Raw genomic sequence first — 12,083 nt, forward strand, 5'->3', positions numbered from 1 at the left:
AAATTATAATAAATTTTGATAATAGATATTAATTTTAAATTTAGAGTTATTTTAATATAATCATAAACTACAAAATTTGGAGTTTTTTATGGAATTTTTAAAAAATTATATAGATTTAATTATTTTTGTAGTTTTGGGCTTTATGGCTTTTATAGCACTTTGGTGTGTTATAGAAAGAATATTATTTTTCAAAAAGCTTGAATTTGGTGATTATAAAAATCAAGAAAAATTTGATGATGCAATAAGTGAAAATTTAACAACACTTTATATTATTTATTCTAATGCACCTTATATAGGGCTTTTAGGAACTGTTATAGGTATAATGATAACTTTTTATGAAATGGGTTTAGCTGGCAGTATAGATGTAAAATCTATAGTTATAGGACTTTCTTTGGCGCTTAAAGCAACAGCTTTAGGGCTTTTGGTAGCCATTCCTGTTTTGATTGCTTATAATGCTTTATTGCGTAAAGTATCACTTCTTAGCAATTCTTTTAGAATTTATAATGAGAATAAAAATGATTAAACTTCCAAAAAATGAAGGGTTAAACATAGTTCCTTTTATCGATATTATGCTTGTTTTGCTTGCTATAATTTTAAGTATTTCTACTTTTATAGCACAAGGAACTATAAAAATTAATCTTCCATCAAGTCAAAATAGCATAAATATAAACGATAAAGAAGAAAAAATTTCTATTGCAATTAATGCGCAAAATATTTTTTATATTGATGATAGAAAAATAAGTTTAGACGAGCTTAAAAATACTATTGATAATTTAAATCCTAAAGTTATAGTAGAATTAAAAAGTGATAAAGATGCTAAATTTGAAAGTTTTGTAAAAATTATTGATTTATTAAAAGCTAAAAATCACGAAAATTTTCAAATTTTAACTGAGAAAAAGAATGATTAATATATTGAAAAATCATAAGTTTCAAGCTTTCTATCTTTCTTTTTTGTTTTTTTTGCCTTTATTATTTTTATTATTTTCTAGTATTACTTTATTTAAAATAGAATTTAAGAATCAAGAAGTATTTTCTCTTTCAATGAGACAATTTACTATAAATTCTTCTCAAGATAACATTATTCAACAAGAAAAAGAGAATATCCCAATTCCACCTATCCCACCTATAAAAGAAAAAATTATTGAAAATCACAAACCAAAAAAACATAAAGAATTTAAAAAAAAGCCTCTAATTAAAGAAAATCTAAATAAATTTAATGAAGCCATTGTTTCAAAAGAAATTCAAAATTTAAATTCTAATTCAATTTCAAAACAAAATATAGAAACAGAAAGTGTAAATTTTAATGACAACCATCCTTTTTTACAAGAGATTAAAAAAGCTATACAAGATTCTTTAATTTATCCAAGACAAGCTATTAAAATGCGCATGATGGGTGTAGTTTTAATTGAATTTTTATGGAAACAAGAAGGAAAATTAGAGTATTTAAAAATTATAAAAAGTTCAGGACATAAATTATTAGATGAAAGCGCTCTAAAAACAATACAATTAGCATCCAAACACTTTCCAAAATATGATAAAAATATTAAAATTTTAATTCCTATTAATTATAAGCTTAAAAATTAATTTTTATTTGAAAAATAGTTTTTTAAAAAGTCTAATAAATATAAATTTATTATTAGATTTTTGATAAAGTTATTGTAATTATCTTTTTAAGATAATTACAAAATTATTCTATAAAGCCACTAGCTATGACTTTATCATTGTCATAAAATACAGCCATTTGTCCACTTGCTAAACCATAAACTGGTTCGTGTAAAATTATATTAGCACTTTTATCATCATTGATAATTACTTTACAAGGTGTTGATTTAGAACGATAACGAATTTTTACTGCACAATCAAGCTCTTTAGCTTCTATAAAAAGATTAATATTTTTTAGATTAAAATTACTAACTTTAAGCTCTTCTTTTGTGCCTACTATTATCTGATTTTCTTTTGGTTTTATTTTTAAAACAAAATGAGGTTCATGTGCTCCGCGTACTTCAAATCCTCTTCTTTTTCCTATGGTATAGTGCATATAGCCTTCGTGTTTTCCTATAACTTTCCCGCTACTATTTAAAACTTCTCCTGGTATTTTTGTATCCATAAATTGATCTAAAACTTTAATATAAGTATCTTCAACAAAACAAATTTCAGAACTTTCTTTTTGGGTTGCAAATGATTTTAATTCTTCTATGGTAGAAGCAAAAGCTTTAACATCTTCTTTTTTCATTTCTCCAAGAGGAAATATAAGATATTTTAGAGCCTCTTTATCAGCATTAGCTAAAAAATAACTTTGATCTTTACTTTCATCAAAAGCTACTTTAATATATCCATTTTCAATTCTTGCATAATGTCCCGTAGCAAGTTTTTCACAACCTAAGCTTTTGGCAAATTCTAAAAGTTTTCCAAGTTTAATAAAACGATTACATAAAGCACAAGGATTAGGTGTTTTTCCTTCTTTATAAGTATTAACAAATGGCATATAGACTTTATTTTTAAAATCCTCTTGTAAATCTAAAATATGATAAGGAATATTTAAAAAATTTGCTACTTTTTGAACTTTTTTGATATTGTCTTCGTGATAATTTGGTTTTCCATGAAGCTTCATATAGCATCCTATTACTTCATGACCTAAATTTTTAAGTTTATAAGCAGTTACTGAGCTATCTACTCCTCCACTCATTGCGACTAGAATTTTCATAATTGTTCCTTTAAAGTTTGAATGATAAAATCTAAGTCGTCAGTGATTTTATACTTTAACTCATCTCCTTTTGTAATAAGATTACATTCAAGCAAAGAATTTCTGACGAATTCATCAAAGCTTTGCCAAAAATCTTTCCCAAATAAAATAATAGGAACATCTTTTTTAAAACCGAGTTGTTTTAATGTAATTATTTCACATAATTCATCTAAGGTTCCAAAGCCGCCTGGGAAGATCACAAAAGCTAGACTCTTTTGAATAAGAGCCATTTTGCGTATGGCTAAGCTCTTAAAAGTGATATTATACTCTATAAAATCATTAAGTTTTTGTTCAAAAGGTAAGAAAATATTAAAACCTACAGATTGTATAGGAATTTTATTATTTTTATTTTTAAAAGCGCCCTCGTTGGCTGCTTTCATAATTCCTCCACCTCCACCACTAATAACACAAAAATCATTTTCAACACACTTTTGTGCTAATTCTTTGGCTTTTTTATAATAAATATTATCCTCTTTCAATCTTGCTGAACCAAAAAAAGTTACAGCTTTTTGAAAATTAGGGATATTTTCAAATTTTTCAATATCAAGTTTTACATTTTTCATTTAAGTTGTTCTAATCTTTCTTTTTTGCTTCCTATTTCAGTTACTTGAACTCCAAAATTTCCATCAACTATAACAACTTCTCCATAGGCAATTCTTTTTTCTCCAATTAAAATTTCTAAAGGATCATTAGCCAATTGATTAAGCTCTACAACAGAACCTATATCCATAGTTAAAACATCTTTTAAAAGCATTTTTTTATTACCTATACGCACACGTACTGGAAGTCTTACATCCATAATAAGATTAATATTTCTAAGTTCTTCGCTTAGTGCGATTTTTTTATCGTTGTCTTTAGAATTTTCTACACTATCGGTACTATCATCTTCTTTTTTCGTGAGTAAATTATAAAAGCTTTTATCCATTACTAAAGAGATTTGTTCGTTTAAATCTTCTATTTTTACATCATAAAGATAAACTTTAATAAAATCTTTAAGTTCTGGCTGATCAGAATTAAATTTACAAGAATTAAAATTAAATTCTAATTTCGGAATTTCTTTTTGTGCTCCTAAGCTTGTAGAGAAAGCCGAAATAATATTTTGTATAGCTTCTTTAGCTGCATCCATTTCATCATCACCGAGTTGATCATTTTTGGTGATTTCTTCTTCCCCCATCATCCATTCACCAATTGCACTCATTAAAACAGCACTAGCTAGAATTCCTATTTTACCTGTTGGGTTCATATTAAAATCTACATATACTAAAGGAGGTTTTAGAGTATCTTGAGTTGAAATATCAAATTCTTTATATTCGCTAAATTCTGCGCTTTTTCCTGTTAAACCTTCTATTGTGCTTATACATTCATTTGTAAATAGTTTTAAAAATTCATCAATCATATTTCTTCTTCCTCTTCCTGAGTTTCTTCTTGATCATAAACATTAGCTTTTGCTTTTCTTTCTTCTTCATATTTTTCGAGAATCTCTTTAATTTCATCTTTGTCGGTTCTGATAAGTTCTAAAATTTTAATTGATTTTCTAAAACGATGCAAACCAATTTGTGCTAAAAAAACTTCTTTTTTATCAATGCAAACTATTGCTTTATCATCTGCCTCTCTATCAAGGCGTAAAATATCTCCTTGATTAAGCTCTAAAAATTCATGCACACTAATTAATGTTTTTCCTAAAATAGCTTCATAAACAACTTCAGCACGACCAATAAGAGTTTTTAATTCTTTATTGCGAGATTTTTTAGCTGAGGTTTCTCCCATCATAATATCACGATTTGCCAAACGAGAAAGAATAGATTCTAAATGCACAACTGGATAGCAAATATTTACCATACCACTTGAGTTTCCTATAATAATCTCCATTACAACCATAATAACAATTTCATTTTGAGAAACTATTTGAACTACATTCGGGCTAGATTCTTTTGCTTCGATACTAGGATAAATTTCAGTAACACTTGCCCAACTTTCTTTGAGTCTTTGCATAATAATACGCAAAATAGAATCCAATAAATTAAGCTCTATATCTGTAAGCTCACGTGAAGCTTCGTAGCTATCTCCTTGACCCCCCAAGAGTCTATCGATCATTGGAAAAGCAATACTTGGATTAATTTCTAAAACGCAATTACCATCTAAAGGTTTAATAGAAAAAACATTAAAGCTTGTTGGACTCGGTAAAGACATTAAAAATTCACCATAAGTCATTTGATCAACGGAGTGAAGTTTAGTTTCTACTATACTTCTCATCATAGATGAAATTTGAGAAGCAAGATTTCTTGCTAATTTATCATGAATACCTTTAATTGTTCTTAATTGTTCCTTAGAAACTCTATTAGGCCTTTTAAAGTCATAAACGACTATATTTCTTTCTTCTTTATCTTCTTTATTATTAGAAGATACTGGAGTATCCGTATTATCATCTACAACTTCAAGTAGAGCATCAATTTCTTCTTGAGAAAGTATTTCAGCCATTAAGCAAGCCTTTCTCTTATTTTTTTAAGAAGTTTTTTGTGAATTTGAGAAATTCTACTTTCGCTAATTTGTAAAATTTCACTTATTTCTTTAAGATTGAGCTCTTCATAATAGTAAAGTTGAATTATTAACTGATCGCGTTCTTTTAAACCTTCTAAAATTTCATTAATTTTTTCTAAAAGTTCATCTTTTTCAATTTTTTCTAAAGTATTATCTTCATTATAAAGTTCAATTTGTTCATCTAAAGGAAGGGTATAGCTTATTGCATGAGCAGTTCTTACTTCTCTAACTTTTTCTATATCAAGATCTAATTTTTTAGCCAAGTATTCATCATCAGGCTCACTTTCGTATTCTTGATAGTATTCATCTATGAGATTATCAATACTCTTAATAATCTTTCTATTATTACGACTCATTACATCTAAGCTTCTTAAATAATCAAGCATAGATCCATTTACTCTTTTTCTTGCAAAACCCCAAAAATTATCATTTTGTTCTTTATTATATCTGCGTGAAAGTTTAATCATTTCTTCAACACCGGTGCTAATTAAATCATTAACATCTATGCTTGAAGGGAGTTTTTCTTTGAGTTTAAAAGCCATAGCACGTAAAGCAGGCATATAAGCTACAACAAGATCATCTTGTTCTTTTTTAATTATTTGCTCATAAGCTTTAGGCGGCTTTTTTAGCATTTTTACGTCTTTCCTTTGGATCATTCTTTTTAAGACTTTCTCTTTCCTGATTAAGTTTTTCTAAAATTATATCCATTTTTTTCTCGCGAATAATTAAATCATTGATAATATTATTGCTGGTTTTTTCATAATCATTTTTATTAAAAATACGACCGCTAATTTTTTTAATATCAATAAAATTCATTATAGCAATATGTGCAAAAATATAAAAAGCAAAAGTAATAAAGCATGTAAATAAAATAATATCAAAAGCTTCATCTACACTAATAACGCTAAATGAAAGTCCTATAAAAAAACCACAAACAGTAAAAAATGCTACGTAATTTTCAGTTCTCATATTTTCTCTTTTGTTAAAATCTTTCTATAATTTTTCTAAAGAAATTTGAAAAACTTCTATTTGAGACATTGTTAAGCACTTTTTGTTCCAATCTATATAAAAGCTTTGAAGCAAGAGCTTTAAGCTCATCACTTGAGTTTGTATTATCATCAGTAAATAAAGTTCTTTTTTTGATACTTGAACTTACATCCTTACTATTTGATAAAAATCCTAAAAATTCTAATTTTAAAGGATTTTTTATATTTGCATCAGCAACTTTTTTAATATTTTCAAAGACTTTTAATCCCTCATTTTCATTTTTAACCATATTAAAAATCATTAATAAGTTTTCTTTAGTTTTAGAGGTGGTTTTAATAGTTGCATAAGCATCAGTAATTGCTGCTGGATCGGGAACAGTTACAATTATAACTTCATCTGACATTTCTAAAAAATTTAAAATATTACCTCCAATTCCTGCTCCTGTATCAATAATCAAAAAATCAAGCTCATCTAAAATACTTGTTTGATTTAAAAATCTTTCATAAATATTTTTATCATTATATTTTAATATTTCATCCCCGCTTTCTCCAGGTATAAGCCATAAATTTGGTTTTACTTCTATTAAAATATCTTCTAAGGAACATTCGCCTTTTAAAACATGCAAAAGATTTTTTTGAATACGTATATTTAAAATTACATCTAAATTTGCTAAGCCTATATCTGCATCAAAAAGACCTACTTTATAGTTATTAGAAGCTAAAACATTTGCTAAATTAGCACTTATTGTACTTTTACCTACTCCACCTTTTCCGCTTGTAATTGAAATAAAATGTGTATTTTTGGATTTTCTTTTTCCATTTTCATTCATTAAATTTTTTAATTTATTAGCTTGATTATTCACTTGCTTTTCCTTTAAATCCTTCTAAAATACAACGCACTAAAAAGTCGCTATTTGCAACTTCTAAATCATCAGGAACTTCTTGACCTATAGAAAAAAAACTAAGAGGAATATTTGTTTCATAAATTAAAGAAAAAATATTACCAAAAACCTTTGTTTCATCAAATTTTGTAATAATAAGTGTATCGATATTTAAAAAAGAAAAATTTTTATAAATTTCGATCAAATCTTCATGTTTTGTATTAGCTGAAATTACCAAATTCACATCAATTTGTGCATTAGAATGAGATAAAAATTCTTTGGTTTTTGCTAACTTATTTTGATCATATTGAGAATTTCCTATGGTATCAACTAAAATCACTTCGCAATTATTTAGGCTTTTAATAGCTTCATCCAAATCTTTTGGTTCTATGCTATCAATAATAGGCAATTTCATCATTTTTGCATATTGAAATAATTGTTCCACGGCTCCAATTCTATAAGTATCTAAAGTAATAATTCCGGTTTTATAGCGTTTATCTCCATAAGCATAGCGAAAAGCAAGCTTCGCTAAAGTTGTGGTTTTTCCAACTCCTGTTGGGCCTACTAACATCATAATTTTTTGTTTTTTAATTTCACTTTCTACACGACAAGGCAAAATACTGCGTAAAAGTGAATAAAAATATTTTTGCACAGCTTCTTTATTGGTTTTCATAGCTGTTGGCATATTTTCAATAGTTGCTTTCATAATAGCTTCTAAATGTTCTTCTTTCATACCGCTTTCTTTAGCTTGTTTATAAATACTGGCAAATTCTGGCGGTATAACAAGATTTTTTCTTGCTTCAGCTTTATCATCCCACATCATATCAACAAGCAAATTCATTTTATCATTAAGTTTATTGATTTGCTTTTCAAATGATTCTATTTTTTTATTGTAATTTGGAGTCACCTCATAGTTTGGTAAAGGTGTATTAGTTACTTTTGAAATTTCACTGCTAACTTCTGATAATTTTTCTTTAATATTTTCAAGATTATTTTTTGGAAATTTTTCTTTTATAGGTTGAGTTTTTAGATTGGATGAAAAATCCAAAACTACATCTTCATCTTCTAACTTCTTTGAAATTTTTGATTGTTCTATTTTTTGATTTTGATAAGAATTAGCTTGTTTAGTTTGTTTATTTGGTAAAGTTTTACCCATTTTTTTAAGATGTTCTTCATAGTCTGATTCTTCTATGGCTACCATTACCTCATAAATCCCTTTGCGATTAATGGTTTTTGGCCTTATTTGTTTATTGGTTATAATTAAAGCTTTATCTCCATAGTCTTGCTTGACTTTAGGTATAATTTCTTCAGTATCTTCAACGGTAAAGGTATGGATAAGTTGTCCCATTAATTTTTCCTTTATAATAAGCCCATAGGCAAAATCACACTTATTCTATCTTTTACTCCAATATGAGGAACCTCACACCAAGAATCTTTTCTTACTTTTTGTGAAAAATATAAAAGATCAAGGTCTAAAGTTCTTGGAGCATTTTTAAAAGTTCTTTTTCGTTTAAATTTTAACTCATAATAAAGTAAAATTTTTAAAAGAGCTCTCGCGTGCAAATTAGTTGCAATAATCATTATAGCATTTGTAAAATCTTTTTGCTCTGTAAATCCAAATGCTTTATTAATTAAAAAAGGAGAGGTAGCTAAAATCTTAATTCTTTTATCATCTAGAAGTTTTCTAAAAAAAATATCAAAACGTTTTTTTTCAGGTTCTATATTGCTTCCAAGACCTATAAAAGCATAATATTTTTGTTTAATTACCCCTTTATTACAATAAGGAAAAAAGCGACTTTTTTCAAAGCGCATTGCTCCATTAATTTTTAACATTTTGTTGGTTTTGTTGCTCTTTAATTTTTTGAATTTGATCACAAATTTGTAAAACACCCATTAAGGCAAGATGATATCCAAAAGGTCCAAAACCTACTATACTTCCTGAACAAACAGGACTTAAAAGGCTTTTTTGTCTAAATTCTTCTCTGCGATAAATATTAGAAATATGAACTTCTATAGTTGGTAAGCCAACTCCAGCAATTGCATCTCGAATCGCAATAGAAGTATGAGAGTATGCCGCAGCATTTATAATAATGCCATCAAATACACCTAAACACTCTTGAATTTTATCTACAATTTCACCTTCAAAATTGCTTTGAAAAAAATCAAGCTCAACATTATTTTGAGAAGCAGCAATTTTCATTTGCTCATGAATTTCATCCATTTTCATTAAGCCATAAACTCCAACTTCTCTAAGACCTAACATATTGATATTTGGTCCTTGAATTACCATTATTTTCATAGTTTAAACCTTAAAAGTTAAATTCTTTAATTTAATATTATAACATTTTAAAATAAATTTTTGTTACAATTATAATTTTGAAAGGAAAGTATGAAAATAATTTATAGTGATAAAATATTTTTATGCAATGAAAAATTCAGTATTTTAGAAAAAAAAGCTTTGGCTTTTAATGAACAAATTATTGCTATAGATTCTTTAGAAACCTTGCAAAAAAAATATCCTAAAGCAGAACTCATAAAGTCTCACAAACATACTCTTTTGCTTCCTTCTTTTATCAATCCTCATACTCATTTAGAATTTAGTGCAAATTCTTATACTTTACATTTTGGAGAATTTTTAATTTGGTTAAAAAGTGTTATTAATTCAAGAGACGAACTTAGCAAAGAAGCTAAAGATAATTTGATTTTAGAAAAGCTAAATTGGATGCGTAAAACAGGGACAGCGACTATAGGCGAAATTTCAAGTTTTGGAAGCGATTTAAAACCTTGCGTTAAAGCAAGTGAAGAAGGAATGCGTATAATATTTTTTAATGAGATTTTAGGCGTTAGCGAAAGTCAAATTCCTAATAAAAAAGAAGATTTTTTAAAAAGATTTCAAGATGCATTAAAATATAAAAGCGAGCTATTTATCCCAGCAATTTCAATCCATTCTGCTTATTCTACTCACCCAAAGCTTGCTAAATTTGCTCTTGATTTGGCAAAGAAGCAAAATTTACTTGTTAGCACTCATTTATTAGAAAGTAAGATTGAAAATTTTTGGTTAAGATTTGCAAAAGGGAAATTTAAAAACTATTTAAAAAATTTTACTTCTAATCCAGCACCGCTTTATAATGTGGATAATTTTTTAAAACTTTTTAAAGAAGTAAGAACACTTTTTACTCATTGTGTTTATTTAAAAGAATGGAAAAATTTGGATATAAATTTGCATTCTATAACACATTGTGCTTTTTCAAATCGTCTTTTAAGCACAAGGAGTTTAAATTTAAAGCAAGCTTTAAAAAGTGGTTTAAATATTCATCTTGGTACAGATGGATTAAGTTCAAATATCTCTTTATCTATGTTAGATGAAATGCGTGCTAATTTACTTATACATAAAGATTTCAATCTTTTAGAATTATCAAAAAAACTTATTTTAATGACAACACTTTATCCAGCTAAAGCTTTAAATTTAAATCTAGGTGAAATTAAGGTTGGAAAAAGTGCTGATTTTAGTCTTTTTGAAGTTGAAGAATGTGAAAATTCACAATTGCCTTTGCAGTTTATTCTTAATGCAAAATACGTTGAAAAATTATTTATTAAAGGAAAAGAATGCAAATTTTAAAGTGTTTGTTTAAATTTATTGGAAATGTTATTAAATTTATTAATACCTATTTTAAAACTTTTGTTTTTTTATTTATTGTTTTTTTGATTTTTATGTCAAATTCTACTTCAAAATCAAGTTTTGCAAATTTAGAACGTATTGATTTAAAAGGAGAAATTTTTGATAGTTCAAAGGTTTTAGAAAGGATTATCAATGCAAAAAATAACGACAATATAAAAGGAGTACTTTTTGTTATAGATTCTCCAGGTGGATCTTTTGCACCAAGTATGGAGCTTGCTTTAGCTATTAAAAATTTAAAAGAGAAAAAACCTGTAATTGTTTATGCAAGCGGAACTATGGCAAGTGGAAGTTATTTAGCAGGAGCAAGTGCAAATAAAATTTTAGCTAATCCTGCAAGTTTTATAGGTTCAATTGGTGTTATTATGCAAGGAATAGATATAAGCGAGTTAGCAAATACGCTTGGCATTAAAGAGCAAAGTTTGCAAGCTGGAGAATTTAAAAGTGCTGGAACTTTTACAAGGGCTTGGACTATTGAAGAAAAAAAATATTTACAAAATTTAATCAATCAAAGCTATGATCTTTTTACAGGTTTTGTGGCAAAAGAGCGTGATTTAAATCTTGACAAAAAAGATGCTTGGGCTAATGCAAGAGTATTTTTAGCTAAAGAAGCAAAAGATTTAAAGCTTATTGATGAACTTAGTGATTATGAGAGTGCTAAAAAAGAGCTAGAACATTTAGCAGGAATTAAAAATCCTATTTGGAAAGAAGAAGATAAATTAGATAAATTTTTAGAAAAATTAAGTGTTGAAAGTTCAAGTTTTATAAGTAAGACTTTAAGTAATACTCTAAAAGGTATAAATTTAAATACCTTTTAGACCAGTTTATCTATAAGTTTTATTTGATTAAAATCTTTGTTTAAATTTAAGCTTAAATTTTGCAAAGATTTTTCTTGTAATTTTTCAAATTCTTTAGGGTTTTGCATTTTTAATTTTTCTTGCTCAGCTGCATTTAATGCATTTAAACCTTTTTCTTGTGCTTTTTTGAGTAAATCTTCTTTATTGTCATTTGTTTTGATTTTATCCTTTTGTTCTTCTTTATTTATTTTTTGAGGGTCTATTCTATCGGTAACTTTTTGAGTTCCATTTAAACTTTCTCTAAGTTCGCTTAATAATTCTCTATTGCTTTTAGATTTTTCCTCTCCAAGTTCTATTTTTCCATCTTTATCAACATCTTTATCAATTAAAAAATTAAGCTTTTGTGTGATTGAAGCATTATCATTTATAACATCTCCTTTATTTTTACCAAGACTTTGTAAG

At 26.9% G+C, this 12,083-nt stretch carries 15 protein-coding genes and 1 pseudogene; 5 read left to right on the forward strand and 11 right to left on the reverse strand.

Translation table 11 applies throughout. The annotated features are described in order from the left end of the window. The first annotated feature begins 88 nt into the window (after nt 1–88). From exbB to JG677_RS00745, 3 genes are all read left to right on the forward strand, one after another. Nucleotides 89–523: a TonB-system energizer ExbB gene (gene exbB / locus JG677_RS00735; RefSeq protein WP_200169199.1), complete on the forward strand. Its 435-nt coding sequence runs from the start codon at nt 89–91 to the stop codon at nt 521–523. Next, nucleotides 516–908, forward strand: a complete 393-nt coding sequence (gene exbD / locus JG677_RS00740) for a TonB system transport protein ExbD (RefSeq protein ID WP_200169200.1) — start codon at nt 516–518, stop codon at nt 906–908. The genes exbB and exbD overlap by 8 nt, the downstream gene beginning before the upstream one ends. A gap of 133 nt (nt 909–1,041) precedes the next feature. After that, nucleotides 1,042–1,584, forward strand: coding sequence for an energy transducer TonB (locus tag JG677_RS00745; protein ID WP_200284665.1), 543 nt, complete (start codon nt 1,042–1,044; stop codon nt 1,582–1,584). 103 nt (nt 1,585–1,687) lie between these two features. Here the strand turns inward: JG677_RS00745 and mnmA are convergent, their stop codons facing one another. Genes mnmA through aroQ form a run of 10 tightly spaced genes read right to left on the reverse strand, consistent with a single transcriptional unit; the run spans nt 1,688 to nt 9,447 of the window. Next, nucleotides 1,688–2,704, reverse strand: coding sequence for a tRNA 2-thiouridine(34) synthase MnmA (mnmA, locus tag JG677_RS00750; protein WP_200169202.1), 1,017 nt, complete (start codon nt 2,702–2,704; stop codon nt 1,688–1,690). Continuing rightward, nucleotides 2,701–3,306 carry a TIGR00730 family Rossman fold protein gene (locus JG677_RS00755; protein WP_200169203.1) on the reverse strand — a complete coding sequence of 202 codons (606 nt, stop codon included), beginning with the start codon at nt 3,304–3,306 and terminating at the stop codon, nt 2,701–2,703. The genes mnmA and JG677_RS00755 overlap by 4 nt, the downstream gene beginning before the upstream one ends. After that, nucleotides 3,303–4,139: a flagellar motor switch protein FliY gene (gene fliY, locus JG677_RS00760; RefSeq protein ID WP_200169204.1), complete on the reverse strand. Its 837-nt coding sequence runs from the start codon at nt 4,137–4,139 to the stop codon at nt 3,303–3,305. The genes JG677_RS00755 and fliY overlap by 4 nt, the downstream gene beginning before the upstream one ends. Next, nucleotides 4,136–5,221 (reverse strand): flagellar motor switch protein FliM, encoded by a 1,086-nt coding sequence (fliM, locus tag JG677_RS00765; RefSeq protein WP_200169205.1) that lies wholly within the window; start codon nt 5,219–5,221, stop codon nt 4,136–4,138. The genes fliY and fliM overlap by 4 nt, the downstream gene beginning before the upstream one ends. After that, nucleotides 5,221–5,913 carry an RNA polymerase sigma factor FliA gene (locus JG677_RS00770; protein WP_200169206.1) on the reverse strand — a complete coding sequence of 231 codons (693 nt, stop codon included), beginning with the start codon at nt 5,911–5,913 and terminating at the stop codon, nt 5,221–5,223. Before JG677_RS00770 ends, fliM begins: the two co-directional genes overlap by 1 nt. Next, entirely contained in the window at nt 5,894–6,250 is a 357-nt protein-coding gene (locus tag JG677_RS00775; protein ID WP_200169207.1) for a hypothetical protein, read from the reverse strand. The genes JG677_RS00770 and JG677_RS00775 overlap by 20 nt, the downstream gene beginning before the upstream one ends. Before the next feature lie 13 nt (nt 6,251–6,263). Beyond that, entirely contained in the window at nt 6,264–7,130 is an 867-nt protein-coding gene (flhG, locus tag JG677_RS00780) for a flagella biosynthesis ATPase FlhG (protein WP_200169208.1), read from the reverse strand. After that, complete coding sequence (gene flhF, locus JG677_RS00785) at nt 7,123–8,496, reverse strand: flagellar biosynthesis protein FlhF (protein WP_200169209.1); 1,374 nt, start codon at nt 8,494–8,496, stop codon at nt 7,123–7,125. The genes flhG and flhF overlap by 8 nt, the downstream gene beginning before the upstream one ends. Before the next feature lie 11 nt (nt 8,497–8,507). Next, nucleotides 8,508–8,981 (reverse strand): 2-amino-4-hydroxy-6-hydroxymethyldihydropteridine diphosphokinase, encoded by a 474-nt coding sequence (gene folK, locus JG677_RS00790; protein WP_200169210.1) that lies wholly within the window; start codon nt 8,979–8,981, stop codon nt 8,508–8,510. Then, on the reverse strand, nt 8,968–9,447 hold the full coding sequence (aroQ, locus tag JG677_RS00795; protein ID WP_200169211.1) for a type II 3-dehydroquinate dehydratase: 480 nt from the start codon (nt 9,445–9,447) through the stop codon (nt 8,968–8,970). The genes folK and aroQ overlap by 14 nt, the downstream gene beginning before the upstream one ends. Before the next feature lie 90 nt (nt 9,448–9,537). Here aroQ and mqnF point away from each other — a divergent pair, with 90 nt between their 5' ends. Further along, on the forward strand, nt 9,538–10,767 hold the full coding sequence (mqnF, locus tag JG677_RS00800; protein ID WP_200284667.1) for an aminofutalosine deaminase family hydrolase: 1,230 nt from the start codon (nt 9,538–9,540) through the stop codon (nt 10,765–10,767). Next, complete coding sequence (gene sppA / locus JG677_RS00805; RefSeq protein WP_200284669.1) at nt 10,755–11,642, forward strand: signal peptide peptidase SppA; 888 nt, start codon at nt 10,755–10,757, stop codon at nt 11,640–11,642. The genes mqnF and sppA overlap by 13 nt, the downstream gene beginning before the upstream one ends. Here the strand turns inward: sppA and JG677_RS00810 are convergent. After that, a pseudogene (locus JG677_RS00810) lies at nt 11,639–12,083 on the reverse strand (hypothetical protein); the annotation flags it as partial. The gene sppA and the pseudogene JG677_RS00810 sit on opposite strands and share 4 nt — an antisense overlap.

This window comes from Campylobacter sp. TTU-622, from assembly GCF_016598965.1.
Classification (GTDB): domain Bacteria; phylum Campylobacterota; class Campylobacteria; order Campylobacterales; family Campylobacteraceae; genus Campylobacter_D.

Bases quoted from the DNA above. Each gene is read 5' to 3' on its own strand.
- exbB (WP_200169199.1), top strand. From the start codon at position 89: ATGGAATTTTTAAAAAATTATATAGATTTAATTATTTTTGTAGTTTTG.
- exbD (WP_200169200.1), top strand. From the start codon at position 516: ATGATTAAACTTCCAAAAAATGAAGGGTTAAACATAGTTCCTTTTATC.
- JG677_RS00745 (WP_200284665.1), top strand. From the start codon at position 1,042: ATGAGACAATTTACTATAAATTCTTCTCAAGATAACATTATTCAACAA.
- mnmA (WP_200169202.1), bottom strand. From the start codon at position 2,704: ATGAAAATTCTAGTCGCAATGAGTGGAGGAGTAGATAGCTCAGTAACT.
- JG677_RS00755 (WP_200169203.1), bottom strand. From the start codon at position 3,306: ATGAAAAATGTAAAACTTGATATTGAAAAATTTGAAAATATCCCTAAT.
- fliY (WP_200169204.1), bottom strand. From the start codon at position 4,139: ATGATTGATGAATTTTTAAAACTATTTACAAATGAATGTATAAGCACA.
- fliM (WP_200169205.1), bottom strand. From the start codon at position 5,221: ATGGCTGAAATACTTTCTCAAGAAGAAATTGATGCTCTACTTGAAGTT.
- JG677_RS00770 (WP_200169206.1), bottom strand. From the start codon at position 5,913: ATGCTAAAAAAGCCGCCTAAAGCTTATGAGCAAATAATTAAAAAAGAA.
- JG677_RS00775 (WP_200169207.1), bottom strand. From the start codon at position 6,250: ATGAGAACTGAAAATTACGTAGCATTTTTTACTGTTTGTGGTTTTTTT.
- flhF (WP_200169209.1), bottom strand. From the start codon at position 8,496: ATGGGACAACTTATCCATACCTTTACCGTTGAAGATACTGAAGAAATT.
- folK (WP_200169210.1), bottom strand. From the start codon at position 8,981: ATGTTAAAAATTAATGGAGCAATGCGCTTTGAAAAAAGTCGCTTTTTT.
- aroQ (WP_200169211.1), bottom strand. From the start codon at position 9,447: ATGAAAATAATGGTAATTCAAGGACCAAATATCAATATGTTAGGTCTT.
- mqnF (WP_200284667.1), top strand. From the start codon at position 9,538: ATGAAAATAATTTATAGTGATAAAATATTTTTATGCAATGAAAAATTC.
- sppA (WP_200284669.1), top strand. From the start codon at position 10,755: ATGCAAATTTTAAAGTGTTTGTTTAAATTTATTGGAAATGTTATTAAA.